23 protein-coding genes are annotated in these 25035 nt (G+C 74.6%); 8 read left to right on the top strand and 15 right to left on the bottom strand.

Annotated features, from left to right (window positions below):
• Window positions 1-93 precede the first annotated feature (93 nt).
• From BFV98_RS01685 to BFV98_RS01675, 3 genes are all read right to left on the bottom strand, one after another.
• On the bottom strand, window positions 94-858 hold the full coding sequence (locus tag BFV98_RS01685) for an ABC transporter permease (RefSeq protein WP_013476421.1): 765 nt from the start codon (window positions 856-858) through the stop codon (window positions 94-96).
• 23 nt (window positions 859-881) lie between these two features.
• Entirely contained in the window at window positions 882-1859 is a 978-nt protein-coding gene (locus BFV98_RS01680) for a daunorubicin resistance protein DrrA family ABC transporter ATP-binding protein (protein ID WP_013286857.1), read from the bottom strand.
• A gap of 85 nt (window positions 1860-1944) precedes the next feature.
• Window positions 1945-3105, bottom strand: a complete 1161-nt coding sequence (locus BFV98_RS01675; protein WP_030268445.1) for a glycosyltransferase — start codon at window positions 3103-3105, stop codon at window positions 1945-1947.
• A 71-nt stretch (window positions 3106-3176) separates the two neighbouring features.
• On the opposite strand from BFV98_RS01675, the gene BFV98_RS01670 reads away from it, so the two are divergent.
• A complete protein-coding gene (locus BFV98_RS01670) occupies window positions 3177-4115 on the top strand; it encodes a 3-oxoacyl-[acyl-carrier-protein] synthase III C-terminal domain-containing protein (RefSeq protein WP_047892608.1) in 939 nt (312 codons plus the stop codon).
• Between the two features lie 5 nt (window positions 4116-4120).
• Window positions 4121-5089 (top strand): 2-hydroxy-acid oxidase, encoded by a 969-nt coding sequence (locus tag BFV98_RS01665; RefSeq protein ID WP_255367958.1) that lies wholly within the window; start codon window positions 4121-4123, stop codon window positions 5087-5089.
• On the opposite strand, the gene BFV98_RS01660 is transcribed toward BFV98_RS01665, so the two are convergent.
• The 6 genes from BFV98_RS01660 to BFV98_RS01635 all read right to left on the bottom strand — a co-directional run bounded on the left by BFV98_RS01660 (window position 4994) and on the right by BFV98_RS01635 (window position 12315).
• A complete protein-coding gene (locus BFV98_RS01660; RefSeq protein ID WP_225319490.1) occupies window positions 4994-6019 on the bottom strand; it encodes an aminotransferase class I/II-fold pyridoxal phosphate-dependent enzyme in 1026 nt (341 codons plus the stop codon). The two genes, BFV98_RS01665 and BFV98_RS01660, sit on opposite strands and share 96 nt — an antisense overlap.
• Entirely contained in the window at window positions 6019-7293 is a 1275-nt protein-coding gene (locus tag BFV98_RS01655; protein ID WP_071094565.1) for an NAD(P)/FAD-dependent oxidoreductase, read from the bottom strand. Before BFV98_RS01655 ends, BFV98_RS01660 begins: the two co-directional genes overlap by 1 nt.
• Window positions 7290-8990 carry a prenyltransferase/squalene oxidase repeat-containing protein gene (locus BFV98_RS01650; protein WP_071094563.1) on the bottom strand — a complete coding sequence of 567 codons (1701 nt, stop codon included), beginning with the start codon at window positions 8988-8990 and terminating at the stop codon, window positions 7290-7292. The genes BFV98_RS01655 and BFV98_RS01650 overlap by 4 nt, the downstream gene beginning before the upstream one ends.
• Window positions 8987-10021, bottom strand: a complete 1035-nt coding sequence (locus BFV98_RS01645; protein ID WP_071094561.1) for a UbiA family prenyltransferase — start codon at window positions 10019-10021, stop codon at window positions 8987-8989. Before BFV98_RS01645 ends, BFV98_RS01650 begins: the two co-directional genes overlap by 4 nt.
• Entirely contained in the window at window positions 10018-11037 is a 1020-nt protein-coding gene (locus tag BFV98_RS01640; RefSeq protein WP_047892613.1) for a polyprenyl synthetase family protein, read from the bottom strand. Before BFV98_RS01640 ends, BFV98_RS01645 begins: the two co-directional genes overlap by 4 nt.
• A 252-nt stretch (window positions 11038-11289) precedes the next feature.
• On the bottom strand, window positions 11290-12315 hold the full coding sequence (locus tag BFV98_RS01635; protein ID WP_071094559.1) for a methyltransferase: 1026 nt from the start codon (window positions 12313-12315) through the stop codon (window positions 11290-11292).
• Between the two features lie 161 nt (window positions 12316-12476).
• Between BFV98_RS01635 and BFV98_RS01630 the strand changes: the two genes are divergently transcribed.
• Complete coding sequence (locus tag BFV98_RS01630; protein WP_013286867.1) at window positions 12477-13340, top strand: TauD/TfdA family dioxygenase; 864 nt, start codon at window positions 12477-12479, stop codon at window positions 13338-13340.
• A gap of 7 nt (window positions 13341-13347) precedes the next feature.
• Here the strand turns inward: BFV98_RS01630 and BFV98_RS01625 are convergent, their stop codons facing one another.
• The gene (locus BFV98_RS01625) at window positions 13348-14559 is read right to left on the bottom strand and encodes a cytochrome P450 (protein WP_071094557.1); all 1212 of its coding nucleotides are present in this window, start codon (window positions 14557-14559) and stop codon (window positions 13348-13350) included.
• A gap of 157 nt (window positions 14560-14716) precedes the next feature.
• Between BFV98_RS01625 and BFV98_RS01620 the strand changes: the two genes are divergently transcribed.
• On the top strand, window positions 14717-15880 hold the full coding sequence (locus tag BFV98_RS01620; RefSeq protein WP_071094555.1) for a nucleotide disphospho-sugar-binding domain-containing protein: 1164 nt from the start codon (window positions 14717-14719) through the stop codon (window positions 15878-15880).
• Between the two features lie 10 nt (window positions 15881-15890).
• Window positions 15891-17093 carry a cytochrome P450 gene (locus BFV98_RS01615; RefSeq protein WP_013286870.1) on the top strand — a complete coding sequence of 401 codons (1203 nt, stop codon included), beginning with the start codon at window positions 15891-15893 and terminating at the stop codon, window positions 17091-17093.
• A gap of 4 nt (window positions 17094-17097) precedes the next feature.
• Here BFV98_RS01615 and BFV98_RS01610 read toward each other — a convergent pair whose 3' ends face one another.
• Complete coding sequence (locus BFV98_RS01610; RefSeq protein ID WP_071094553.1) at window positions 17098-18507, bottom strand: condensation domain-containing protein; 1410 nt, start codon at window positions 18505-18507, stop codon at window positions 17098-17100.
• A gap of 65 nt (window positions 18508-18572) precedes the next feature.
• Between BFV98_RS01610 and BFV98_RS01605 the strand changes: the two genes are divergently transcribed.
• From BFV98_RS01605 to BFV98_RS01595, 3 genes are all read left to right on the top strand, one after another.
• Window positions 18573-19253: a 4'-phosphopantetheinyl transferase superfamily protein gene (locus BFV98_RS01605; protein ID WP_013286872.1), complete on the top strand. Its 681-nt coding sequence runs from the start codon at window positions 18573-18575 to the stop codon at window positions 19251-19253.
• Window positions 19254-19327: 74 nt separating this feature from the next.
• Window positions 19328-19621 (top strand): phosphopantetheine-binding protein, encoded by a 294-nt coding sequence (locus BFV98_RS01600; RefSeq protein ID WP_244879622.1) that lies wholly within the window; start codon window positions 19328-19330, stop codon window positions 19619-19621.
• A 12-nt stretch (window positions 19622-19633) separates the two neighbouring features.
• Window positions 19634-20947: a glycosyltransferase family 2 protein gene (locus BFV98_RS01595; RefSeq protein ID WP_071094550.1), complete on the top strand. Its 1314-nt coding sequence runs from the start codon at window positions 19634-19636 to the stop codon at window positions 20945-20947.
• A gap of 30 nt (window positions 20948-20977) precedes the next feature.
• Here the strand turns inward: BFV98_RS01595 and BFV98_RS01590 are convergent, their stop codons facing one another.
• From BFV98_RS01590 to BFV98_RS01575, 4 genes are all read right to left on the bottom strand, one after another.
• On the bottom strand, window positions 20978-22216 hold the full coding sequence (locus BFV98_RS01590) for a beta-ketoacyl synthase (protein ID WP_071094548.1): 1239 nt from the start codon (window positions 22214-22216) through the stop codon (window positions 20978-20980).
• Window positions 22217-22281: 65 nt separating this feature from the next.
• Window positions 22282-22542 carry an acyl carrier protein gene (locus tag BFV98_RS01585; RefSeq protein ID WP_013286876.1) on the bottom strand — a complete coding sequence of 87 codons (261 nt, stop codon included), beginning with the start codon at window positions 22540-22542 and terminating at the stop codon, window positions 22282-22284.
• Window positions 22543-22638: 96 nt separating this feature from the next.
• Window positions 22639-23892 carry a cytochrome P450 gene (locus BFV98_RS01580; RefSeq protein ID WP_071094546.1) on the bottom strand — a complete coding sequence of 418 codons (1254 nt, stop codon included), beginning with the start codon at window positions 23890-23892 and terminating at the stop codon, window positions 22639-22641.
• A complete protein-coding gene (locus BFV98_RS01575; protein WP_013286878.1) occupies window positions 23883-24845 on the bottom strand; it encodes a PaaX family transcriptional regulator C-terminal domain-containing protein in 963 nt (320 codons plus the stop codon). The genes BFV98_RS01580 and BFV98_RS01575 overlap by 10 nt, the downstream gene beginning before the upstream one ends.
• Window positions 24846-25035: the final 190 nt, after the last annotated feature.

Genomic DNA, 25035 nt, shown 5'->3' with positions numbered 1-25035 from the left:
GCGTCACGGCCGCGCCCCGTACCGGCCGCCGAGCGGGGACACGATCAGGCTAGAGCGCCCGCCACGCTGAGACAATGGTCGATGTACGGACGGTCAGGAGACCTCGCGGTTGAACAGGTGCGACGACCAGAACAGACTGGCGGCGGCCAGCCCGGACATGATCAGCGCGCCCTGCCACACCACGGTCTGGGTGATCTGGCCGGCGAACAGCGCGCGCATGCCGTCGGTGGCCCAGGCGAACGGGTTCCACACCGCGACCCGCTGGATCCACATCGGCGCCAGCACGAGCGGGATGAGCACGCCGGCGAGCAGCGACACCGGCTGCCCGACGGTGTTCACCAGCACGCCGAGGCTGTTCTCGTTGCGCACCAGCAACGCGATGTCGTACGAGATCGAGGTGCTGAGCAGCACCATCACCGACAGCAGCGCGTACGACACCAGCAGGTTCGCCAGGTGCACCCGCAGGCCGAACGGCAGCGCCACCAGCGTGACCACGACGGCCTGCACCACGTTGAGGCACACGTGCATCAGCGCCCGGCCCAGCAGCAGGCCGGTCCGGCTCACCGGCGTCACCCGGCACCTGTCGATGATGCCCGCGCGCAGCGCGCTGAGCAGCCCGTAACCGGCGAACAGGCCACCGAACAGGCCCATCGCCACGAACAGGCCGGGCACGTAGATCCGGTACGCGTCGGCGTAGGACGCGGCGCCCCGGTCGACCATCACCACCTTGAGGAACGGCGCGAAGAGGATCAGGTAGGTGATCGGCTGGGCCAGGCTGAACGCGACCATCACCGGGTTGCGCACCATCAGGCCGGCCTCCTGCTGGAAGATCAGCCAGGTGTCGCGGACGAGTTTCACGCCGTACTCCTCTCGGCGTCCGGTCACTCGGCGAGCGACCGGCCGGTCTTGGCCAGGAACACGTCGTCGAGGCTGGGCCGGCGGGCCTCGATCGCGCCGGGCTCGATGCCCCTGTCGTAGAGCGCCCGCATGATCTGCGGGATGGCGGTGGCGGCACTGTCCACGTAGAGCCGCAGCGTGCCGTCGACCGGCTCGGCCGCGTGCACGTACGGCGCCTCGGCCAGCAGCTTCGTCGCTGCCGGCAGGTCGCCGCCGGTCTCGCCCGCGACATCGGCGGCGGCGAAGTCGATCGCGACCACGTCACCGGAGATCTCCCGTTTGAGCGCCGACGGGGTGCCCTCGGCCACGATCCGCCCGGCGTCGATGATCGAGACCCGGTCGCAGAGGCTGTCGGCCTCGTCCAGGTAGTGCGTGGTGAGGAAGATGGTCATGCCCTCCTCGCGCAGCCGCCGTACCTCCTGCCACATCCGGACCCGGCTGGGCGGGTCGAGCCCGGCGGTGGGCTCGTCCAGGAACATGACCTGCGGCGAGTGGATGACGCCGAGCGCGACGTCGAGGCGGCGGCGCTGCCCGCCCGAGTACGTCTTGATCTTGCGGTCGGCGAAGTCGTCGAGCTGGAACGCGCGGATCGCCCCGGCTGCCAGTTCCTGCGCCACCGACTTGGACAGGCCGTGCATCCGGGCCTGGAGCACCAGGTCCCGCCGGGCGGTGGAGTCGTCGTAGGTGCCGCTGGCCTGCGCCACGAAGCCGATCCGCCGCCGGACCTGCGCGGGCGCGCGCAGCAGATCGACACCGGCGATGGTGGCCGCTCCCCCGCTGGGCCGGATCAGCGTCGCGAGCATCCGCAGCGTGGTGGACTTACCGGCGCCGTTCGGGCCGAGGAACCCGACGATCTCGCCTCGGCGTACCGCGAAGTCGACGCCGCGTACCGCGTCGACGGTGGTGGCGCCGCGCCCGCGCCCGACCCGGAAGGACTTGCGTAGGCCGGTGGCCTCGATCATCGAGCCTCCTCGTGCGGCACGACGCCTGCGCGGGTGCGTCAGGTCAGGCTAGTTCGGCCCCGACTGTTGGACAACGGTCGATGCGTCAGGCGTCGGGAGCCGTCCGTGCCAACGCGGCGAGGTGCGTCGCCGCCGCGCGGGCGCCGCCGGCCGTTGCGAACGACTCCCCCACCCGGCGCGCGCCCGCCCGGTACGCGGGCTCGTCGAGCACCGCGATCAGGGCGGCGGTCAGCTCCGCCGGGGTCGCCGATCCGAAGGAGACCTCCAGGCCGGCGCCGGCCCGGCGCACCTGACGCGCCACCGCCGGGTGGTCGTGCCGGATCGGCGCGACCACCACCGGCACGCCGTGTGCCAGCGCCTCGGAGACGGTGCCCAGGCCACCGTGGGACACCAGCGCGTCCAGCCGGGGCATCAGCTCCAGCACCGGCACCCGGGGGGCGACCAGCACGTGCGGCGGCGGGTCGGGCACCAGGCCGGGGGCGGCGGTGAGGATCACCTGGACCCGGTCGGCGAGCGGCGCGGTCGCCGCCGTCATCCGCCGGTAGAAGTCGGCTGCGAGGTGCTCGGCCATCGTCCCGACCGTGACCAGCACGTGCCGGCGGCCGGGATCCCACGCGTCCCAGGCGAACGCGGGCGCGTTCGGCCGCCGTCCCAGCGCCGGCCCGGTGAGCACGCAGCCCGGCGGCAGCGGCGCCGGGCCGGTCAGCGCCGTGGTGGTCAGCCCGATCACGAGGTACGGCGAGAAGCGCAGGTCGATCGTCTCGTCCACCGGTACGTCGGTCATCGCCCACACCCGGCGGACCTGGGCGTCAACCCAGTCGGTGAACTCGGGCATCTCCCCGGTCGGCGGCGTCAGCTCCAGCATGCCGACGCAGAACGTCGCCCACGGCAGCCCGCGCCGGTGCGCGGCGAGCGCGCCGGCCAGCGCGTACTGGTCGGCCACCACCACGTCCGGCCGGTACCGCTCGACCGCCGAGTCGGCGGCGTCGCGGATGAACCGGTTGGCGGGCAGCACGTGCCCCTCCCAGAGGCTGCGCACGGAGTCCGGCCCGGACGCGCCGTCGGGGCGGTAGTAGCGCTTGCCGGTCGGGAACAGCGTGGCGTCCGGGCCGACCAGCGGACGCAGGTCGCTGCGCGGCCCGACCCAGGCCACCTCGTGCCCGGCCGCCTCCAGTTGCTGGGCGATGGCGACCGGGGCGTGCAGATGGGACTCCACCGGCAGCACGACGAAGAGGAAGCGAGCCACGTCGATATGATCGCACGCGCGTTGACATCCATCGGCGTCACTGATCTGATCCGTGGCGTGACGGTACGCGTATGACGGCGATCGACGCCGTCTCGGTGTTCCTGCCGCAGCGCCGGGTGCCGGTCGAGAGCCTGGCCGCGCCGCTGGGCCTGACCGACATGCAGGTCCGCCTGTTCCGCCGCTTCCACGGCCTGACCGAGGTCCGTCGCGACCCCGGGCTGTCCCTGACCGACCTGCTGCTGCACGCGGCGGCCGGCCTCACCGCGCTTCCCGCGCTACGGCAGCGCGTGCGGTTCGTGGTGTACGGGCGGGCGTTCCCGGTGGTCACCCCCTATCCGGTCAACCCGCTGCACGAGGTGTGCCGCACGCTCGGGCTGGGCCACGCGCTCGCGTTCACGCTCACCCAGCAGTCCTGCGCCAGCGCGCTGGCCGCGATCGACGTGGCCGGGCGGCTGCTCGCGTCCGAACCGGACACGCCCGACGGCCCGCCGCTCGCGCTGGTGCTCACCGGGGAGAAGGCGTTCACCCGCGACGCCCAGTTCATCCCCGAGACGTCGGTGTTCAGCGAGGGCTCCTCGGCCTGCCTGCTCAGCGCCGGAGGCGGCCGGGACCGGCTCCTCGCGTACGCCTGCCACCAGCGGGGCGAGTTCGACGTGGCCGGCGGCGAGTCCCCGGCACGGTTCCAGCGGGCGTACCGGCCGGCGCTGGCCGAGGTGATCGGCCGCGCGCTGGACCGGGCCGGGACGGCGCTGTCCGAGCTGCGGCTGGTGCTGCCGCACAACGTGAACCTGATGACCTGGAAGCGGCTGTGCCGGCTGATCGGGCTGCCGCTGGACCGGGTGCTGCTGGACAACGTGACCGAGACCGGGCACGTGTTCTGCGCCGACGCGTTCGTGAACTACCGCACCGCCCGGGAGCGCGACCTGCTCCGGCCGGGTGACCGCTACCTGGTCGCGGCGGTGGGCGCCGGGGACGGCGCGACGTTCGCCGCCATGGTGTTCGAGCACTGACCGGCGTGCGGGAGGCCACCTTGGACGACGGGCTGCGCCTGCTGCGGGCCGCGCGGCACACGGTCACCGGCCCCGCCGCGCTGCTCGCCGATCCCGTGCTGCGCGAGCGCACCGCCGGCTACCTGGCGGACCTGACCCGGCCGTACGGACTGCGCGTGCCGAACGGTCTGTTCGACGCGCCGTCGGGGGCGCTGGGTCAGTCGTACGGGGAGATGGCCGCCGAGCTGATCCCGGCGGTCGTGCCGCCGGACGAGCCGGTGGACCTGCTGGTGCTGGCGTTCGCCGTGCACGACGTGCTGCCCGGGCGGGCCACCGCGGCGTACCTCAGTCACGTGTGCCCGGGCACGCCGATGTCGTTCGCGCTCTGCGACCAGGGTTCGGCGGCGGCTTTCACCGGGCTGCGGATCGCCCGCGAGTACGGGTGCCGCCGCGCCCTGCTGCTCACCGTCGAACAGGCGGTCCTGCCGTACGACACGGCGGTGCCCGTACCGGCCCGCCACCGGGCCGTCGCCATGCTCTACGGCACCGCCGACGACGACACCGCCCGGACCGGCGGGACGCGGGTGACAGGGCTGCGCCAGCACGCCGACGTCGGCCCCGGCGACGTCGCGGCGCTCGCGGCGGCCGAGGTGCACGAGCTGACGGCCGGGCGTACCGATGTCGCGGTCGTGCTCGGCGCCGACCTCGCGGCCGCGTGGCCCGGCCCCGGCGGCGGCGCGGTGACGACCGGTCCACCGAGGCAGCCGTCCACCGGGGTCTGGTGGGCGCTGCTGGACCGTCTCGCCGGGGACGCGGCGCGGCCCCGGCCGGTGGTGGTGGCCGACTACGAGCCCGGCCTGGGCTACCTGAGCGTGGCCGCGCTGGCGCCGGCGGACCGGTCAGAGCCCGTCGGCGAGCGCGGCACGGACGAACGCGCACAGCCGCTCGTTCGCCTCCGGGGCGCCGACGGTGATCCGGACCCCGGCGCCTGGTAGCGCCATCACCAGGATGCCCGCCTCCCGGGCCCGCTCGGCGAACGGCACGGCCCGCTCCCCCAGCGGCAGCCACACGAAGTTGGCCTCGCTGGGCGCCACGGTGAGCCCGAGGCCGCGCAGCGCGCCGATCAGACCGGTACGCGCCGCCACCAGCTCGGTGCACCGCCGGGTCAGTTCGGCACCCACCTCCGGCGTCAGGCTCGCCACCGCCGCCGCCTGGGCGAGCGCGGAGGGGAAGAACACCGCCCCGGTGAGCGCGGCGGCCCGGGTGAGCCGGGGCGGCACCACTGCGTACCCGACGCGCAGCGCGGCGAGCCCGTACGCCTTGGAGAACGTGCGCAGCACGCAGACGTTGTCGTACGCGCGGTACAGGTCCATCCCGTCCGGCGAGCGCGGGTCGGTGACGAACTCGCGGTACGCCTCGTCCACGATCACCGGCACGTCGGCCGGGATCCGTTCCAGGAACGCCTCGACGTCGTCGCGGCGCAGCGCCGTACCGGTCGGGTTGTTGGGGTTGCACAGCAGCACGCACCGGGTCCGGTCGGTGACCGCGTCCGCCATGGCCGGCAGGTCGTGGTCGTACCCGTCCATCGGGACCGGCACGGCGCGGGCGCCGGCGTTGCCGATGATCAGCGGGTAGCCCTCGAACGACAGGGCCGGGTGGACGACGTCCGGGCGTGGTCCGAGGGACTGCACGAGGTGCTGGCACAGTCCGGCCGAGCCGGGGCCGACGAGGATCGCCTCGGGGCCCACGCCGAGCCGCGCCGACAGCGCCGCGACGAGCGCCGACGACGTGCGGTCCGGATAGCGCTGGAGCGTCGCGGCGGCGCCCTCGACCACCCGCCGGATCCCCGGCAGCGGCGGGTAGGGCGTCTCGTTCATGGACAGGTCGGCCGGGGGTTGCGTCCCGACGGCGGTGGCAGGCGTCATCATCGCTCACTTTCCGACGGGACCGGTGGGGACGGGGTGTGCGCGTGCCGGTCGGCCAGCAGCCCCAGTTGGTAGAGCCGGTCGACGGCTGACAGCGGCCGCACGTCGGTGCCGGAGAGGTTGCCGGCGGTGAGCCCGAGCAGCCGGGGGTTGGCGGCGGTACGGCGCATCATCCGCGCGCCGAGCAGCTTCGGCAGCCCGGACACGGCGGTGATCATGCGGGAGGCGTTGTGGCTGACGGTGGCGACGTGGTCGAGCCGGGGCCGCCGGGCCGCCTCGAAGGCCCGCAGCGCCCGGTCCACGGCGGCCGGTTCCGGCGCGCCGCCCTCGGCGGCCAGGCAGGCGGCGAGCGTCTCGGCGTCACCGAGGGAGCTGTTGACGCCCTGCGCGGCCATCGGGTGCACCGCGTGGGCGGCCTCACCGGCGAGCGCGAGCCCCGGTGCGGCCAGGCGCGCGCTGCGCAGCCGGTAGACCGCGAGCAACTGGCGCCGGTGCAGGCTCGCGCGCACGGCCGGTTCCAGCGGGCTGATCGCCGGCACGTCGGCGAGCAGCCGTCCGCACCACGCGTCCAGGTCCACGCGGCCCCGGAACTCGTCCGGTGTGACCTGCACATAGAGGCGGCACCGCCCGCCCGGCAGCGGGTAGACCAGGCAGAGTCCCCGGGCGGTGCGGTAGGCGGACACCTCGTCGGCCACCTCGGCGCCGTCCACGTCGAAGGCGACCAGGCCGTGCGGGTACTCCCGGCGCTCCACGCCGATCCCGGCCGCGCGGCGCAGCGGCGAGGACATGCCGTCGGCCGCGACCACCAGCGGCGCCGCGATGTCCCGCTCGGCGCCGCCCGCGACGACCCGGACGCCGTCGATCCGCCCGTCGTGATCGCGCCGGACGCCTGTCACCCGCACACCCCACCGGACCTCCACGCCGGCCGGCAGCCGGTCGGTCAGCACCGCGCGCAGGTCGCCGTAGTCGGCGCAGAGGATCTGCCGGTACGCCCCGGGCAGGCCGGCGTAGTCCAGGCAGAGCAGCGGCTCGCCGTACGCGTCGCGGATGGCCAGCCGCCCGACCGGACGCGCGCCGGTGGCCCGCAGGGCGTCCAGCGCGCCCCAGGAGTCGAGGATGCGTACCGTCTCGGGCTGGAGGATCTCGCCCTTGGCGATCGACGCGGGAGCGCGCTGCCGGTCGAGCACGAGCACCCGCAGGCCGAGCGCGCCGAGCGCGTGCGCGCAGGCCAGCCCGCCCGCGCCGGCGCCGGCCACCACCACGTCGGCGGTCATCGGGCCACCGCGCCCGGTGCGGCGCCGGACCGCGTGGCGGCGGCCCGGCGGTACTCGCCGAGCGTCCGCAGCGCGAGCGCCTGGGTGATCACCGCGTTCGGGTACCGCATGTGGTGGCGGATGTAGTTGCACACCCGGGCGGCGGGCCAGGCGCCGTCCGGTCCGGCAGCGGCCACCAGCCAGGCGACGCCCCGGTCCACCGCGTCGGCGGCGTCCGGATCGCCGGTCGCGAGCAGGCCCTGCACCGCCCAGGACGTCTCCTCCACAGTGCCGCCGGTGCCGTCGCCCGGGCCCCACGAGCCGTCGGGCAGCCGGGTGTCGCGCAGCCACCGGGCCGCGCGGCGCACCACCTCGTGCCGGGCGTGCCCGACCCGGGACAGCGCGGCGACCACCACCGCGGTGCCGGAGGTGTGGTCGCGGTACCAGAGGTTCTCGAACGTGCCGGCGGGCGCGGCCCGGGTGAGCAGCCAGGCCGCCGCGCGGGCGATCGCCGGATGGTCGTCCGGATACCCGGCGTCGTGCAGCGCGAGGATCGCCTGACTGGTGATGCCCGGGCAGGGTCCGTCGTTGGCGAGCCGGGTGTCGCGGACCCACAGGCTCCACGAGCCGCGGCTGTCCTGGCGGCCGACGAGCCACGCCAGTCCCTGGCGCAGCACCGGGTCGGTGCCGGCACCGGGGAGTCCGGCGAGCGCGGAGAGGATCTCGGCCGACTCCAGCGTGACCGGCCAGCCCCGGGCGTTCGAGTAGCTCCACCCGCCCGGCGGCACGTCAAGCACCTCGAACGCCTCCGTCTTGCGGGCGACGTGGAGGAACTCCCGGGTGGCGTGCAGCCGGGGATCGTCGGCGTAGCCGGCCGCGATCAGCCCGGTCGCCGCGTACCCGGACCGGGTGAGGTCCAGGTTGCTGACCGCGTCCCAGGATCCGTCGGGGCGTACCGCCCGGCGCAGCCAGCCGACGACGGCGCGGGCGATGTCGGGCGCCTCGCCGCTGCGGGCCAGACCGAGCAGGACGAGCGCGGCCGGCCACGGGTCCTCGCTGAGCGCTCCGGTGCGGCCCTCGTGGTCGTGGATGGACCGCAGCAGCCGTACCGCCGCCGGACGGGCGCGGCGCAGCGTGGCCCGGCGCAGCCGGCCCGCAGGCAGCATGTCGGCCTGCATCAGGGCCAGCCCGACGAACGGCGCGGTACGGAACGACAGGCGCTGCCGGCGTACCCGGTCGAACAGGACGATCTCCAGCGGCAGCCGGCGCAGCGGGCCGGCCTCGGCTGTCATCCCGGCCATGGTGAGCAGTTGCCGGCACAGCAGCGAGATGGCCGGATCGGTGATGGTGTCGACGCCGCCGAGCGCGGCCAGCCGGGCGCGGCCCGCCGCAATCGCGTCGGCGCTGTCAGCCGGTGCGCTCAGCGCCAGCGCGGCGACCGCCACGGCGGTGGGTACGACGGCGGTGCCGGCGCCCACGACGCCACCCCAGCCGCCGTCGTCGTGCTGCGCGCGGCGCAGCCAGGCGGTTCCGGCGTCGACCAGGTCGGCGCAGCCGGACGGGTCGGCGGCGTGCAGCGCGGCGACAGCCCCAGCGGTGCCGAGCACCGAGGCGGGTGGGTCGTCGCTGAAGGCGCCGTCGGGGCGGCGGCGACAGAACAGCGCCTCGGCACCAGCGGTGAGGGCCTTCCCGACGGCCTCGGCGGTCACAGCGGTCATGGCGCGTCCTCCAGAGGCAGTCGACTGTGGGTGGCGAGGGTCAGGCCCGCGACCGGCGGGCCGAGTTCGTGCCGGACGCGCATGCCGCGCTGCGCCAGCCAGGTCAGCAGCACCATCGGCAGCGCGAGCGCGAGCTGCACGGCGACGCCGAGGCCGAGCCCGACCGCCGCCGAGGCCAGCACGACCCGCTCGACGACCAGGACCGAGTGGGCGCGCAGCGCCACCAGGACGGGCATCCCGTCGCGGCGCGCCACCAGCGGAGCCAGCGCGGCGACGCCGGTGACCAGGACGACGAGCACAGTGGCCAGGTACGCCATCCGTGTGCCCGGCTCGGTCAGCAGCCCGGCGGTCACGGCGGCGCCGATCGTGACGGCGTAGAGCGCCACCACGGTCCGTACGGCCGCCGGCACGCCCCGTCCCACCGGCAGCGTGCGGTAGCCGCCGGCACGATCGCCCTCGATGTCGCGCAGCGCGCCGACCAGGTTGGACATGGCGTCGTGCGACCAGAACGCGACGGCGAGCGCGAGCAACACGGGCACCGCCCAGTCCCGGTCCGGCGCGATCCCGGCGGCGAGCGCGCCGTAGCCGAGCGCGACCGCGCCGAGCGCGCCGCGGACCAGGTTGCCGGCGATCCCCCGGGCCTTGAACCACCTGCTGTACGCGACGATGCCGCACGCGGCCAGCAGCGCCGCCACTGTGGTGCCCCATCCACCGAGTACGGCCAGGACGCCGAGTGCGGCGAAGCAGGCGCTGCCGCACCACAGTGCCGTGCCCGCGCGCAGCCGGCTGGACGGGATCGGCCGGTGCGGCTTGCTGCCGGCGTCGAGGTCCCGGTCGAAGTAGTCGCCGAGATAGTGGCCGCCCAGCCAGCCGGCGGTGGGCGCGGCCCAGGCCGACAGCAGCAGCCACGGATCGTGGCCACCGGCCACTGCGGCGCCGGCCAGGCCGACGAGCCCGACGTACCAGAGGGTGTAGGGCCGCCAGGTCTCCACGTGGGCCCGCAGTGCTCGCACGGCGCCGGCCGTGCTCACGCCATCTCGCTCGTCATCCAGGCCGCGATGCCGGTGAGCACGTCCGCGCTCGCGGACGGGGTGAGCGCTGCCAGCTCGGCGCGGGCCCGCTCGGCGTGCTCCACCATCAGCCGCCGGGCGCCGTCGACAGCGCCCACCTCGCGGAGCAGGGCGGTGACCCACTCGACGTCGCCGGGACCGGCGCCACGGCGGTGCAGCACCGCCAGCAGTTCCACCCGTGCGGCGTCGCTGATCGCGTCGTACGCCAGCAGCAACGGCAGCGTGGGGCGGCCGTTGTTGAGGTCGCTCGTCGCGGGCTTGCCGGTCTGCTCCGGGGTGGACAGGTAGGACAGCAGGTCGTCGCGGATCTGGAACGCGGTGCCGACGTGCTCGCCGTAGCGGGCCAGCGCGGAGGCCACCAGCGGGTCGGCGCCGCCGAGCAGCGCGCCGATGTGGCACACGGCGCGGAACAGCGAGCCGGTCTTGAGCCGGATCATCTCCGGGTACCAGCGGGCGCCCGCGTCCAGGTCGCCGACGAGCCGCGCCTCCAGCGCCTGGCCCCGGCACAGGTCCTGGCCCGCCTCGGCGAGCGCGGTGACGGCGGCGACGACCGACGCCGCGGGGACCGCCCGGCCGCTCTCCACCATCGCCTGGAAGGCGTGGAAGATGAGGTGGTCCCCGGCCACGATGGCGCCGGGGATGCCGTACGCGACCGGGACCGCCGGGCGGCCGCGGCGCAGCGTGTCGGCGTCGATGATGTCGTCGTGCACGAGCGTCGCGACGTGCAGGTATTCGGTGCCGAGCGCGGCGGCGAGGACGTCCCGTGGTGATCCGCCCACCGCCTCGGCGGCGTGCAACGTCATCATCGGGCGGAGCATCTTGCCCGCCGGCAGCAGCGCGTAGCGCACGATCGCGTCGAGCTGGTCGGGCGTCTCCGGCCACCGCCGGCCGAGTTCGGCGCGCAGCAGCCGCCCCGATTCGCTGCGGGCCAGGTCGTCGATGAAGGGCGGATATCGCGTGGAGCCAGCAACCGTCATGACGCGTCGACCCTTTCGCCAGGGATCGGCTAGTCGCCACGCGAGACGTTACCGGTAGGTCCTCCCCGGAACAACCATTGATAAACGCGCATGGACATGGGTGGCCGCAAATGTCGCGACAGCATTCTTCAGCACATTGACCGATGCGCAGAGAAATCCGCCGTTTGACCCACGGCCGCCATCTCGATGCATATACGTCAATGTTCGGGCGCACGGGACGGCACCGGACAGGTTCGGCTCCCCCGGGCCCGCTCAGGCGCCGGCGGCGAACTCCATGAGCGTCAGCCCGTCGGTGCCGTGGTAGGTGCGCCGGGGCGCCAGGCCCGCGGCGGCGGCGAGCGCGGCGAACTCGGGCAACCCGCGCTCCCGGCCGCCGACGAGGACCAGCATCCGCAGGTCGTACGGGGACAGGTGCGGCACGTGCGGCACCGTCGGCAGCACCTCGATGACGAGCACCCTGCCGGTGGTCCCGGCCGCCTCGGCGCAGCGCCGCAGGATCGCGGTGGCGTGGGCGTCGCTCCAGTCGGTGAGCGCGCGGGAGACCACGTACACGTCGGCGCCGGGCGGCAGCGGGGCGAAGAAGTCCCCCGCCACGGTCTCGGCCCGGTCGGCCAGCCCGCAGGCGGCGAACGTCGCGGCGGCGGTGGCCACCGGCTCGTCGCGGTCGACGAGCGTCCCCCGCAGGTGCGGATGGGCGCCCAGCACCTCCCGCAACAGCCCGCCCGCACCCCCGGCCACGTCGACCACGTGCTTCGCCTCGTGCCAGGGGTAGAGCGCCGCGACCTCCGGGGCGGTGAACCGCTGCTGGCTGAGCATCAGCGCGTCGAAGTAGGCCCGGTGGTCCGGGTGGGCGTCGAGGTCGGCCCAGAAGTCGCGCCCGTGCACCTCCCGGTAGCCGGGCCCGCCGGTGCGGATCGCGTGCGGCAGGCCGGTCCAGGCCAGGTCCATCCGCGCGCCGAGCCCGCCGAGGTCCAGGTAGGCGCCGTGGCCGCCGCCGTCGCGGTCGCAGAGCAGCTCGCCGACGTCGGTGAGGCCGAACACGTCCGGCGACACCTCGACGAACACGCCCCGGTGCACGAGGTAGCGCAGCAGGCGGCCCAGCGCGGCGGCGTCCGCGCCGCAGGCGTCGGCCAGCTCACCCAGTCCGGTGACGCCCGCGGCGATCCGGTCCGGCACGCGCAGCGTCACCGCCGTGCGGACCGCGAACGGGGTGGCCAGGTCGGTGAGCCGGTCGAGCCGCTCCCCCGCGTCACCCTCGATCTGGGCATCGATCGACACCGGCGCCTCCTCCCGCGTCGCGGGCCGGCACCGCCGCCCCCGCCGGTGCGCATGCTTCCAGGCGTACGGCGGGTGAGTCAACGACGACGGCTGGTGAGGACATTCATGGACGTGGAACAATTCGCGGACCAGCCGAGGCGCGCAGACCGGAGGGATCATCGATGACCACATCCATCGCGGCCGAGGTCCGGCTCGTCTCCGGCGCGCTGGGCGCCGAGGTCCACGGCATCGACCTGAACACGCTCACCGACGAGGGTTTCGCGCTGATCCACGACCTGCTGCTCAAGCACCAGGTGGTCTTCCTCGCCGGTCAGACCGGGCTGACGCCGCAGGCGCACGTCGCGTTCGGCCGCCGCTTCGGCGAGGTGGAGCTGCACCCGTACCTGCCCCGGCTGGACGGACACCCGGAGATCGTCGTCATCGACTCCGCCGACGGCGGCAAGGTCGACGTCTGGCACACCGACATGACGTTCCACCAGAGCCCGCCGATCGCCTCGATCCTGCACCTGATCCAGTTGCCCGAGGTCGGCGGCGACACCATGTGGACCAACCAGTACCGGGTCTACGAGGCGCTCTCCGCGCCGATGCGGGACCTGCTCGACGGGCTGACCGCCATCCACGTCATCCGGATCGGCACCGAGTTCACCAGCCGCGCCGAACACCCGGTGGTCCGGGTGCACCCGGAGACCGGGCGCCGCTCGCTGTACGTCAACCGGCTGTTCACCTCGCACATCCCGCAGCTGACCCGCAACGAGAGCGACGCGCTGCTGGAGCACCTGTTCACCTTCTCCGAGAGTCCCCAGTTCACCTGCCGCTACCGGTGGCGGACCGGGGACGTCGCGGTGTGGGACAACCGGGTCACCCAGCACTACGCCGTGAACGACTACGACGGGCTGCGGCGCGGGCAGCGGATCACCGTGCTCGGCGACCACCCGACCGGGAACGAGCCCCGGTGGGAGCACTACGTCCCGGCACCCGGCGAGCGCTACTGGCCGGGCCGGGTCAACGCGGTGGAGAGCTACTGACCGCCGGTCACCAGGTGACCGGGAAGGAGGCGATGCCGCCGTTCATCCGGTCGTGCCGCCACGGGATCTCCGCCAGCGGCACGGCCGGAGACAGCGCCGGCATCCGGGTCAGCAGCGCCCCGAGCGACAGCTCCACCTGCATCCGGCCCAGCGCCGTGCCGAGGCAGAAGTGCGGCCCGAAGCCGAAGGTCAGATGCGGCACACCGGGCCGGCGGTCGATGTCGAAGACGTTCGGCTCGGGGAAGAACCGGGGGTCGCGGTTGCCGGCCCACGGGATCGCCATCACGCAGTCGCCGGCCCTCATCCCGACCCCGCCGAGGACCAGGTCCTCGCGGACCACCTGCACCCGGAACATGGCGCTCACCGACGTGTAGCGCAGGATCTCGTCGGTGGCCGCGGCGAGCTTGCCCGGCGCGGCCCGCAGCTTCGCCAGCTGGTCCGGGTGCTGGAACAACGCGCGCAGGCCCGCGCTCGTCGAATTGATCTCCAGCCCGCCGAGCAGCACCCCCATGGCCAGCTCGACCAGTTCGGCGTCGACCAGCTCGTGCGCGCCGCCGCCGCGGACCCAGGCCGAGAGCAGGTCGTCGCCGGGCTCGGCCCGCTTGCGCGCCAGCTGCCCGGCCAGGTAGTCCCGCAGCTCGGCCTGCGCGGTCACGGCGGCGGCCGAGCCGTACGCGGTGACCGAGTTCAGCCCCTCGATCCAAGCGTAGAACCGGGGCCGGTCGGCGGCCGGGACGCCGAGCACGTCGCACACCACGAGCACCGGCAGCGGCGCCACCAGTCCGGCCACCACGTCGGCCGGGCGCGGACCGGCCAGCATGGCGTCGACCAGCTCGTCCACCAGCCGCTGCACCCGGGGCCGGAACGTCCCGATGCGCCGGGCGGTGAACGCGCGGCCGGCCACCCGCCGCACCACGGCGTGCGCCGGACCGTCCATGTTCAACTCACGGGGACCGCCGCCGTCCGGTGTCGCCGTCGCGCCCAGCGGCAGCCGGGAGAAGCGGGGATCGGCCAGGACGGTGCAGCAGTCCTCGTAGCCGAGCACCAGCCAGGCCGCCCGCCCGTCGGGCAGCCGCACCCGGCTGACCGGCTCGGCGACGACCATCTCCAGCAGCTCGGCGGGAAGGTCTCCGGTGAACGGTTCGAACGGATAGGAACGCAGCCCGGAATTGACTGTCACCGGGCCACCGGGCAGCTGATCGCGGTCCACGTCCGACATCGGCTAAGAGTCCAGCATCGGTTAGTCCGGCGTCAATATCCGTCGCATGCGTCCGCGGCCTTCCGCGTACCGGTGCCGATCCCCTAGCATCGGTTCTCCAGGGCTGCCGTTTCGCCGCGCGGATTGGTGGGATTTGACTGCGCCGCTGCGAATTCTGATGTCGACGTGGGGCTGGCGGTCGCATTTCTACAGCCTGGTCCCGCTCGGCTGGGCGTTGCAGGCCGCCGGTCACGAGGTGCGGGTGGCGAGTCACCCGTCGATGGCCGCCACGATCAGCGCGGCCGGGCTCGCCGCCGTACCGCTGGGCGCGGACGTCGACTTCGCCGAGGCGTTCGCCGGCCGGATCGGCACGGTGGCCCCGCTCGCCGGTTCCGCGCCGGCCGGCGCGGTCGTGCCGGCGATCACCGCCGACGGCGGGGTGGTCCGGTTCGCCGACGCCGTCCTCGACGACCTGGTCTCCTTCGGCCGGTCCTGGCGGCCAGACCTGGTCCTCTGGGAGCCGTTCAACCTGGCCGCGCCGGTGGCCGCCGCCGCGCTGGGCGTGCCGGGCGTGCTGAACCTGTGGGGGCCGGACTCCTCGACCACACTGCGCCTGGACCCGGATCAGGTGGTCGGGCCGCTGGCCGCCCGGTTCGGGTTACGCGCCGCCGACGTGCCGCTGGACGGCGTCCTGACGCTCGACCCGGTGCCGCCGCCCATGCAGGTGCCGACGGCGCGCCCCGGCCGTCCGGTGCGGTTCGTGCCGTACAACGGTCCGGCCGTGGTGCCGGACTGGCTGCGCCGCCCGGCGGGCCGGCCCCGGGTGTGCGTCACTGCGGGCACCATGATGGCCGCCGCCGGGTTGCACGACCGGTTCGACCTGGGCGGGGTGATCCGGGCGGTGGCCGGGCTCGACGTGGAGGTCGTCGTGGTGGTCGAACCGCGTCAGCACGAGGGGCTGGGCCCGCTGCCGGCCCGGGTCCGCCTGGTCGACGGGCCGCTGGCCGTACGGCTGGTGCTGCCGACCTGCGCCGCGCTCGTGCAGCAGGGCGGGGCCGGCACCACCATGACCGCGCTCGCCTACGGCGTGCCGCAGCTCGTCCTGCCGCAGGTCAGTGATCAGCACTTCAACGCGGAACGGCTGGCCGCCACCGGCGCCGGCACCTCGCTGACAGCTGAGCAGGCCACCGCCGACGCGGTCCGGGAACTCGTCGGCGAGCTGGTCGGTGACGGGCCCCGGCGACGGGCCGCGACGTCGATGCGTGACCAGGTCCACGCCATGCCCGCCCCCGCGGATCTGGTGCCGGCGCTTGCCGCCCTGGCCCGGGGCGGCCCGATCTGAGGAGTCGCAGATGACGCAGGAGCCACCGGCCATCCCGTACCCGCTCGCGCCGGCTCCGACGATCTACCACCCGTCGCCGGACTACACCCGGATGCGGGAGACGTGCCCGGTGGCCCGGGTCGAGCTGCCCGACGGGGCGTGCGCGTACCTGGCCACCCGGCACGCCGACGTGCGCCGGGTCTTCACCGACCAGCGGTTCAGCCGGGCCGCCGCGGCCGGCCCGAACCGCCCGACCCGGGAACTCGGCTCACTCGCCGAGGACTCGCTGATCGGGATGGATCCGCCCCGGCACACCACGATGCGCCGGGCCGTCTCGCACGCGTTCACCGTCCGCCGGGTGGAGGAGCTGCGCCCGAGGGTCGCGGCGCTCGTCGACCGGATGATCGACGAGCTGGAGGCCGCGGGTCCGCCGGCCGACCTGATCACGCACCTCTCCGGTCCCCTGCCGATCTCCGTGATCAGCACGCTGTTCGGCATCCCGGAGCGGGACCGGGAGCGGGTACGCCAGTGGTCGGATGCTCTCGTCGGCGACTGGGACGCCGATCCGGACGCGCCCCGGGCCGCGCTGGAGGCGTTCCGCGAGCTGATCGACGAGCGGCGCCGCGAGCCCGGCGACGACCTGATGAGTGCGCTCATCTCGGTCTGGGACGACCATGACGACCTGACCGAACGGGAGCTGGTGTCGGTCACCGCCGGGATCTTCGTGGGCGGGCACGAGACCACCACCAACCAGCTCAACCTGTTCCTGCTGGTCCTGGCCCGCCATCCGGAGCAGCTGGCCGGGCTGCGCGGCGACGATCCGGTGGCGGTGGCCCGGGCGGTCGAGGAGCTGTCCCGCTTCATCCAGCTCGGCGACAACGGGGTGCTGCTGCCCCGGGTCACGACCGAGGAGGTGGAGCTGGGCGGCGTACGCCTGCCGGCCGGCGCCGCGGTGCTGCCGGCGATCGCGTCGGCCAACCGGGACGCCACTGTGTTCCCGGGCGCGGACACGCTCGACCTGACCCGCGTGCACAATCCGCACCTGGCGTTCGGCGCCGGTCCGCACCACTGCCTGGGCGCGGCGCTGGCGCGGATGGAGTTGCAGGAGGCGCTGGGCGCGCTGCTGCGGCGGCTGCCAGGGTTGCGGCTCGCTGTCGACGAGGCGGAGCTGCGGTTCCGGCCCGGGCTGGTGGTGCGCAGCCTGGAGTCGCTGCCGGTGACCTGGGACCGGTGACCGGTCAGCCGCCCGCCGACCCGGGGACGACCCGGGTCGGCGCGGCGGGGTCGAGCGCCGCCTCCACCGCCACCTCCTCCACGCCGCGCAGCAGCCGTTCCGCCTGCTCCTCGGTGAAGCAGCCGAAGTCGAAGATGACCTGGAGGTGGACCGTCTCCGGCTGGTCCTCGACGGTGATGAAGACCTGCTCGGGCAGGTGGTCCAGCGGGCCGTCCCAGACCAGGAACGTCTCGTCGGCCCGGCGGCGGATCCGCTCGGCGGTCACCGGGTCGTCGTGCAGCCCGCCGTCGGCCGCCTGCCGGGTGGTCACCCGCCGGTCGTTGATCCGGCAGCTGATCCGGGCCGGGTACCCGCGTTCGGCGTCCAGCCGGTCCGAGACCTCGGCGAGCTGGGCCGGGTCGTAGTAGGCGTACTTCCCGGCGGAGACCGCGGCCCGGCGGGCGCGCGCCACCACCTCGTCCACAGTGGTGTCCGCGGTGTCGACGCGCAGCACGCCGTTCTGGCTGAGCGGAGCGATGGCCTCGGCGAAGCCCGGCCGGAACCGGTTGCCGACGATGAGCTTCGCGGTGAGCGGGCTGACGCCGGTGGCCCGGCCGATCGCGACCGCGATGACCGCGAGCAGCACGCGCGAGGTGTCCGTGCGGGTCCGCGCCGCGATGGCCCGCACCGCCAGGTACGCGGCAGGCGAGCTGAACCGGCCGTGCCAGTACCGGTGGCCCCGGCGCCCACCGGCCTTCGGCTCACCGAACGTCAGCGGCGGGACGTCCCGCAGATGCTCGGCCCAGTGGCGCACGGCCCGGTCACTGAGCCGGCGCAGCGGCGGCGTCTCCTCCCGCCGCCCCAGGTCGAGGATCTGCACGGTACGCGGGTCGGCGACCCGGCGGACCGGCCGGCCGGCCAGGCCGAGGTCGGCCAGGATGAGGGACGTGGCGGTGCCGTCCACCACGAGGTGGTCGATCGTCAGCACCCGGTGCACCAGCGCGCCGCGGTGCCGGATCACCGCCATCCTCACCGACCAGTCCCGGTAGAGGTCGTAGTGGCTGAGCAGGCGGGCGTGGCCCAGGTCGTAGGCGAACGCGGCCACGTCGGCCGGGTCCGCGTCGTCGGGTACGTCCACCACGTCCAGGACCGTCTCGCCGCTCGCCGACACGACCTGGCGCGGGCCGCCGTCGTCGCCGTCGCCGAGCCGCATCCGCAGCGCCGGGTGCCGGGCCATCAGCGCGGCGAACTCGGCCGCCACCTGCTCGATCGTGACACCCGCGGGCATCGGGTGGGCGCCGCTGACGTTGTGCGTCCAGCCGGTCTCCCGCATGTCCTGCATGATGGCCTTCTGCCCCCAGGTCAGGGGCGCGGTGCCGGCGCCCGGCCCGGCGAACGCCACGGGAACCTGGGCCTGGACCGTCTGCGCGAACACCCGCTCATCAGAGCAACGCGCATCGGTGTGTGTCAACGTGACGGCGCACGGTTACGCTGCCGTCCATGCGGGACGCCGTCCGGGTCTGGATCGTCCCGGTGGCGGTGCCGGCGGACGAGCTGGCCCGGTACCGGGCGGTGCTCGACGCGGACGAGCGGAACCGGGCCGCGCGGCTCGGCGCCGGGGCGCTGCGGGACCGGTTCACAGTGGCGCACGGCGCGCTGCGCGTCCTGGCCGGGCGGGCTGCCGGCGCGCCACCGGCGGCCCTGACCTGGCACCGCGGCCGGTACGGCAAACCGGCGCTGACCGGCCCGTGGAGCGGCCTGCACACGAGCCTGTCGTACTCCGGCGACCTGGTGGCGGTCGCGCTCAGCGAGGGCCGCCCGGTCGGGGTGGACATCCAGCACGTCGCGCCGGGCGGTGACCCGGTGTCGGCGTCCGCGCGCTTCTTCGACCCGCGGGAGGCCCGGCACGTCGCCGCCGGACCGGACCCGGCCGGCCGGGCACTGCGGTTCACCCGGCTGTGGGCGCGCAAGGAGGCGGCGGTCAAGGCGGCCGGGGGCCGGCTGTGGCCCAACCTCGCCGTGCCGGTGCACCGGGCCGACGTGGTCGAGTGCGTCGAGCCGGCCGGCCCGCACCGGCTCGCCGACCTGCCCACACCCGCCGGGTACGCGGTGGCGGTCGCGCTCGCCGGCGACCGGCCGTACGCCGTCGAGTGCCACACCGGCCTCGGTCACGATCGGTGACGATCGCCGTACCCGTTGACACCTGCCGATGTCCCCTGCTCTGATGACTCCATGCCGACGCGCATGATCGACTCGTGGGACGCCCGGTGCTAGAACACGACGCGCCGGCCGACGCGCCGCCCCGTGACCAGGTCGTCGACCGCCTGACCGTCCTGCTGACCCGCATGCTCCGGCCGGACACGCCGGTCACCGAGCAGACCCAGCTGATGGACGACCTCGGCCTCAGCTCCTCGCTCGGCCTGGAGCTGCTGCTGTCGCTGGAGGACGAGCTGGAGATCCAGATCGACGTCGAGGAACTCGACGAGGATCGGATGGCCACGCTCGGCGACCTGGCCGACTACATCACCGCCAACTCCACCCCGCGCTGAGCAGGCCGAGACGTGGACCGGCCCGGCCTGAGCGTGGTGGTGCCCGCGCACGAGAACGGCTCCGCACTCGACGCGACGCTGCGGTCGCTGACCCGGCAGACGCTGCCGCCCGGCGACTTCGAGGTGATCGTCGGCGACGACGGCTCGGCCGTGGCGCTCGGCCCGGTGGTGGACGCCTACCGGGACCGGCTGCGGATCGACTACGTCCGCAGCGAGCGGAACCGCGGCCGCAGCGCCAACCGCAACGCGGCGGCGGCCCGGGCCCGCGCGGACACGCTGATGTTCCTCGACGCCGACACGGTGGCGCATCCCGGGCTGCTGGAGCGGCACCGCGACTTCCACTCCGGTCGCGCCGGCCGGCCCGGGGTGCTGCTCGGGCAGCGGTACGACCTGGACTGGGCCGGCGCGGACGCGCTGCGCCGGGGCGAACCGGTCGCCCCGGTGATGCTCGACGCCGAGCGTGGCGACCCGCGGCTGGAGGACATCGCCCTCCCGCAGCGGACGGACGACTTCCCGAGCGCGCCCTGGGTGCTGGGCCTGACCCACAACGCCTCGGTGGACCACGAGTCGTTCCGGCGGGTCGGCGGCTTCGACGAGGCGATGGTCAAGTGGGGCTTCGAGGACCTCGACTTCTTCTACCGGGTGTTCCACCTGCACGGCGCGCCGCCGGAGCTGTTCCGGCTGGACGTCGACGCGCTCTCCTACCACCTGCCGCACTTCCGCAAGACATCGAACGGGCTCGCCTCGATGGACAACATGAAGTACCTGCTGCGCAAGCACCTGCGCTACGACGTCGAGGTGCTGTACGGGCTCAACACGTTCGGCCGGCACCTGGGCCGGATCCGGCTCTACGGCCAGGCCATCGAGGCGTATCGGGCCGGTGGGCTGGGCCGGCCGGACGTCCTGCCCGCGTCGCTGCGCGAGGAGCTGACGGCGAGCGCGGCGCTGATCGTCGGCAACGGCGTGTCCACGCTGGACCTGGGCGCCGGGTCGCACACGTTCGATCACGACGCGCCGGTCGGCGAGACGAACTCCCACCTGCTCGGCACCGTGCTCCAGCAGTTCAAGGCCGGCGCGCTGGACCTGATCGTCAACGTCGACATGTGGCGGTGCCTGCTGCCCGAGGACCTGCCCGCGTTCCTCACCCGGGGGCTGCTCAAGGCCGACCGGATCGAACTGGTCGCCACCCGGACCGGCCCGGACCAGCGCGCCCTGCTGCCGGTGCCGCTGGTCGCCGACCTCGACTACGTGGCCGACATGCTGCGCCCGCACTTCACCGTCGCCGTCGCCGCGTACGACACCGCCACGGTGATCACGCTCCGCTGAGGTACCCGGCCGGGCAGGGGGCCGCGCCGCTCAGGCGGGCCGGGCCAGGACGAGGCTGACGTTGTGCCCGCCGAAGCCGAACGAATTGGACAGCACCGCGTCCACCGCCGTGGCGCGTGCCCGCCCGCGGATGTGGTCGACCTCGCCGTCGCGCTCCGGGTCGTCCAGATTGTGCGTGGGCGGCAGCAGGCCGCGACGCAGCGCCTCGACCGCGACGGCCGCCTCGATCACGCCGGAGACGCCGAGCATGTGCCCGGTCACGCCCTTGGTCGAACTCAGCGGCGGCGGGGCGGCGCCGTACACCTCGGCGAGCGCGGCCAGCTCGGCGGCGTCCCCGGCCCGGGTGCTGGTGCCGTGCGCGTTGACGTACCCGATGTCGCCAGGCACCAGCCCTGAGTCGCGGACGGCCATCCGCATGCACCGGGCCGCGCCCGCGCCGTCGGGGCGCGGCGTGGTCGGGTGGTGGGCGTCGTTCGTGGCACCCCAGCCGAGCACGTCGGCGTGCCGGTGGGCGCCGCGCGCGGCGGCGTGCTCGGCGCGTTCCAGGACGAACACCCCGGCGCCCTCGCCGAGGACGAGCCCGTTGCGGCGGCGGTCGAAGGGGCGGCTCGCGGCGGCCGGGTCGGCCCAGCCGCGGGCCAGCGCGCGGGCGTTGCCGAACGCGTCGGCGAACGTCGGGAACAGCGGCGCCTCGGCGCATCCGGCGAGCACCACGTCCGCCTCGCCGGCGCGCAGGATGCGCAGCGCCTCCCCGATCGACTGCGCCCCGGCCGCACACGCCGTGCCGATCGACGAGGTGTAGCCGTGGATGCCGAACTTGATCGCGATGCGGGCCGCGCCCATGTTCGGCAGCGTCCCGGGCAGCATGTACGGGCTGACTCCGAACCGGCCCCGCCCGGCGCGGGCGAGCACCTGTTCCTCCAGCATGGACAGACCACCGACGCCGGAGACGACGACCGCCACCCGGTACGGATCGACGTCCTGGCCGATCCGCAGTCCGGCGTCGGCGAGCGCGTCCTCGGCGGCGCGCAGCACCATCACGATCGAACGGTCCACGACGCGTGACTCCGGGCCGGGCAGCACGCTCGCCGGGTCGATCGCCGGGGCGAACGCGGCGACGTCGACGACGCCGTGCAGCGGATGGCCGGCCGGGGGCCGGGTGAGCCCGGACCGGCCGTCGCAGACCGCGTCGAACACCTCGGCGGCGGTCGCGCCGACCGGGCTGACCAGTCCGATCCCGGTGACGGTGACCGGTTCGCGCACGCTCACCGGAACCGCTGCGCCGACGTGGGCGCCGGGACGCCGCGCGGCCGGGTGCCGTGCCCCGACATCGGTCAGTGCGCCGAGGCCGGTGCGATGCGTGCCGCCACCGTCCGGCTGAACTCGCCGACGGTCATCATGGCGAGATCCTCCGCCTCGTCGTCGTCGAAGGCGACCCCGAACCGGTCCTCCACACGTACCGCCAGCTCGGCCAGGCCGAGGGAGTCCACGTCGAGCCCGGCGGGACCGAAGACGGTGTCGTCGTCGACGTCGGAGACGTCGTACTTCATCTCGGTGAGTGCGGCGAGGAGGAACGCGCGGATCTCGTCGGTCATGCCCGGTGTTTCCCTTCCACGGTGTCCTGGCGGCGCACTCGACCTGCTCGACGGAACCTGTGAGGCGCGGAGCGGACACTCCGCGTAGCATCGACCTTACTCGATCGGATTGGTTTGGCAAGATATCCGGTCGGTCAGCCGTACCGGAAGCCGGTCGTACCCGCGCAGCATCAGCGCGCGGCGCGGCCCGGGTTCGGCGGCCAGCGCCGGGAAGCGGTCCAGCAGGCGGGGCAGGACCAGCCGTCCCTCGGTCCGGGCCAGCGTCGCCCCGAAGCAGTAGTGCGGCCCGGCGCTGAACGCCAGGTGCCGGTTGTCCGTGCGGGACGGGTCGAACCGGTCCGGGTCGGGGAAGCGGCGCGGATCCCGGTTCGCGGCACCGGTCAGCACCACCACCGTCCGGCCCGCCGCCACCGGCAGGCCGGCAACCTCGGTGTCCTCGGCGGCGTACCGGACCGCGAAGTGCACAGGCGGCTCGTACCGCAGGATCTCCTCGACGTACGACGCGGCCAGCGACGGATCGGCGCGCAGCGCGTCCCGGGCGTCCGGCCGCTCGGTGAGCAGCACCAGCCCGTTGCCGAGCAGGTTCGCGGTGGTCCGGAACCCGGCGTTGTACATGATGATCAGGTTGGCCAGCAGCTCGTCGGCGCTCAGCCGGCCGGGCTCGTCGTCCAGGCCGCGCAGCAGCGCCGAGACGAAGTCGTCGTGCGGCGCCGCCCGGCGCGCGGCGACCAGGTCGGTGAAGTACGCGGTCAGCTCCGCCGCCGCCACGTTGGCGGCCCGGACCTCGCGCATGGACCGGCGGCCGATCTCCAGCACCGCGTCGAACGCGCGGACCCGGGACGGGAACCACTCCCGGTCCGCCTCCGGCACGCCCAGCAGCTCGCCGATGACGTCACTGGGCAGCCGGAGCGCGAAGCGGGCCATGAAGTCGACCGGCCGGCCGTCCGCGCCCTCGGCGGCGAGCCCGTCGAGCAGGCCGTCGGCGATGCGCCCGATGGCCGGTTCCAGCGCGGCGACCCGGCGCGGGGTGAGGGCCTGGGAGAACAGGTGTCGGACCCGCAGGTGGTCGCCCTCGGCGGCGTTGAGCATCGACGACTGGAGGATCCGGATGACCTGGTGCTCGCGCCAGCGCACCCCGGCCCGGTCCAGGTAGTCGGCGCCGAGTACCCGGAAGACGGGGTCGCGCAGCACCCGGTTGACCGCGTCGTACCCGTGCACGACGAGCGCGTGCGGGTCGGCGGGCCGCAGCGCGACCGCCTCTCCCGCCTCGTGCAGCCGGGCGTAGAACGGGTACGGGTCGCGCCGTACCTCGTCGCCGAGCAGCTCGTCGAGGGAGATGGTCACGCGCATGGCCGCTCCTCGCCGACGCCCGCGAGCATGTCGGCGGTGGTGTGCGCCCGGATGCCGGGCGGCACCGGGTCGGCGAACCGGGCGACGACCGCCCGGACGTGGGCTTCGGCGGCCCCGGCCAGGCCGTCGTAGACGGCCGCGAACAGGTCCCGGGCCGCCCGGCGCGGCCATCCGGCGGGCAGCAGTTCCAGTGGCAGCCGCGGGTCGAGCGTGGGAAACCGCCGGTACGTGTCCATCACCTCGGTACGCGCCCGCACGGCGGCGGCGCCGTCGACGGAGCCGAGCCGCGACACCAGCGGCGTCCACCGCCGCAGGAACGCCTCATAGTGCCCGCTGATCGCGTCGACGTCCCAGGCGTCCACGGGGGCGCGCTGGCCGATCGCGTCCAGCGCGTCCTGCCGTCCCCGGAACACCGTGACCGCACCGAGGGCGAGCTGGGCCAGCCGGGCGCACGCGGGTCCGGCCAGCTCGTACGGCGAGATCCACAGCCCGTCGTAGAGCGGCGCGAAGCCGAGCCAGCGCAGCTGGCCGCGCAGGGCCCGGCGCTGCGTGCCGTGGTCCTGCGGCAGCGAGAAGGCGACGATCGTCCAGCATCCGTCCCACGCCTGCGTCTCGGCGGTGGAGGCGGTGATCCAGTTCCCGCCGGCGGACAGGTCGGCGGCGGCGGCGCGGCTGAGCCGGTAGAAGCTGTTGCGGCCCTGCCGGCTGCCCTCCAGCACACCGCGGCGGGCCAGCCGGCTGATCGCGGTACGCGCGCCGGCGCTGGTCACGCCGGCCTCGCCGAGCAGCGCGACGATCGCCGCGGACGGCAGCGCGGCGCGGGTACGCAGCGTGTAGTCGGTCAGGAGCGTCACCGCGACGCTCTGCGGCGAGGTGCCGGCCTGCCGCCGGGGCAGCCGCGGCGCCGGTCCCTCGTCCGGGTAGATCTCCTCGATGTCGAACGGGCTTGCCACACGCGCTCCGGGCTCGGCTCAGGGACGGTGCACCGACTGTAGACGAACGCCGCCGCAGCTCATCGGAGCATGTCGATTGACACTTCGCCGTCCGGCCGGAACACTATGTGCCACACGACGGAGCCGGGCCGGGCGAACCACGTCAGTGGGTGAGGCGCGACACCGCGGCGGCCCGGGTCGCCGGCGCGGG

The sequence above is a fragment of the Micromonospora sp. WMMB235 genome (genome assembly GCF_001855515.1).
In the GTDB taxonomy this organism is placed as follows: domain Bacteria; phylum Actinomycetota; class Actinomycetes; order Mycobacteriales; family Micromonosporaceae; genus Micromonospora; species Micromonospora aurantiaca.
This window is presented reverse-complemented; position numbering and strand designations above follow the sequence as displayed.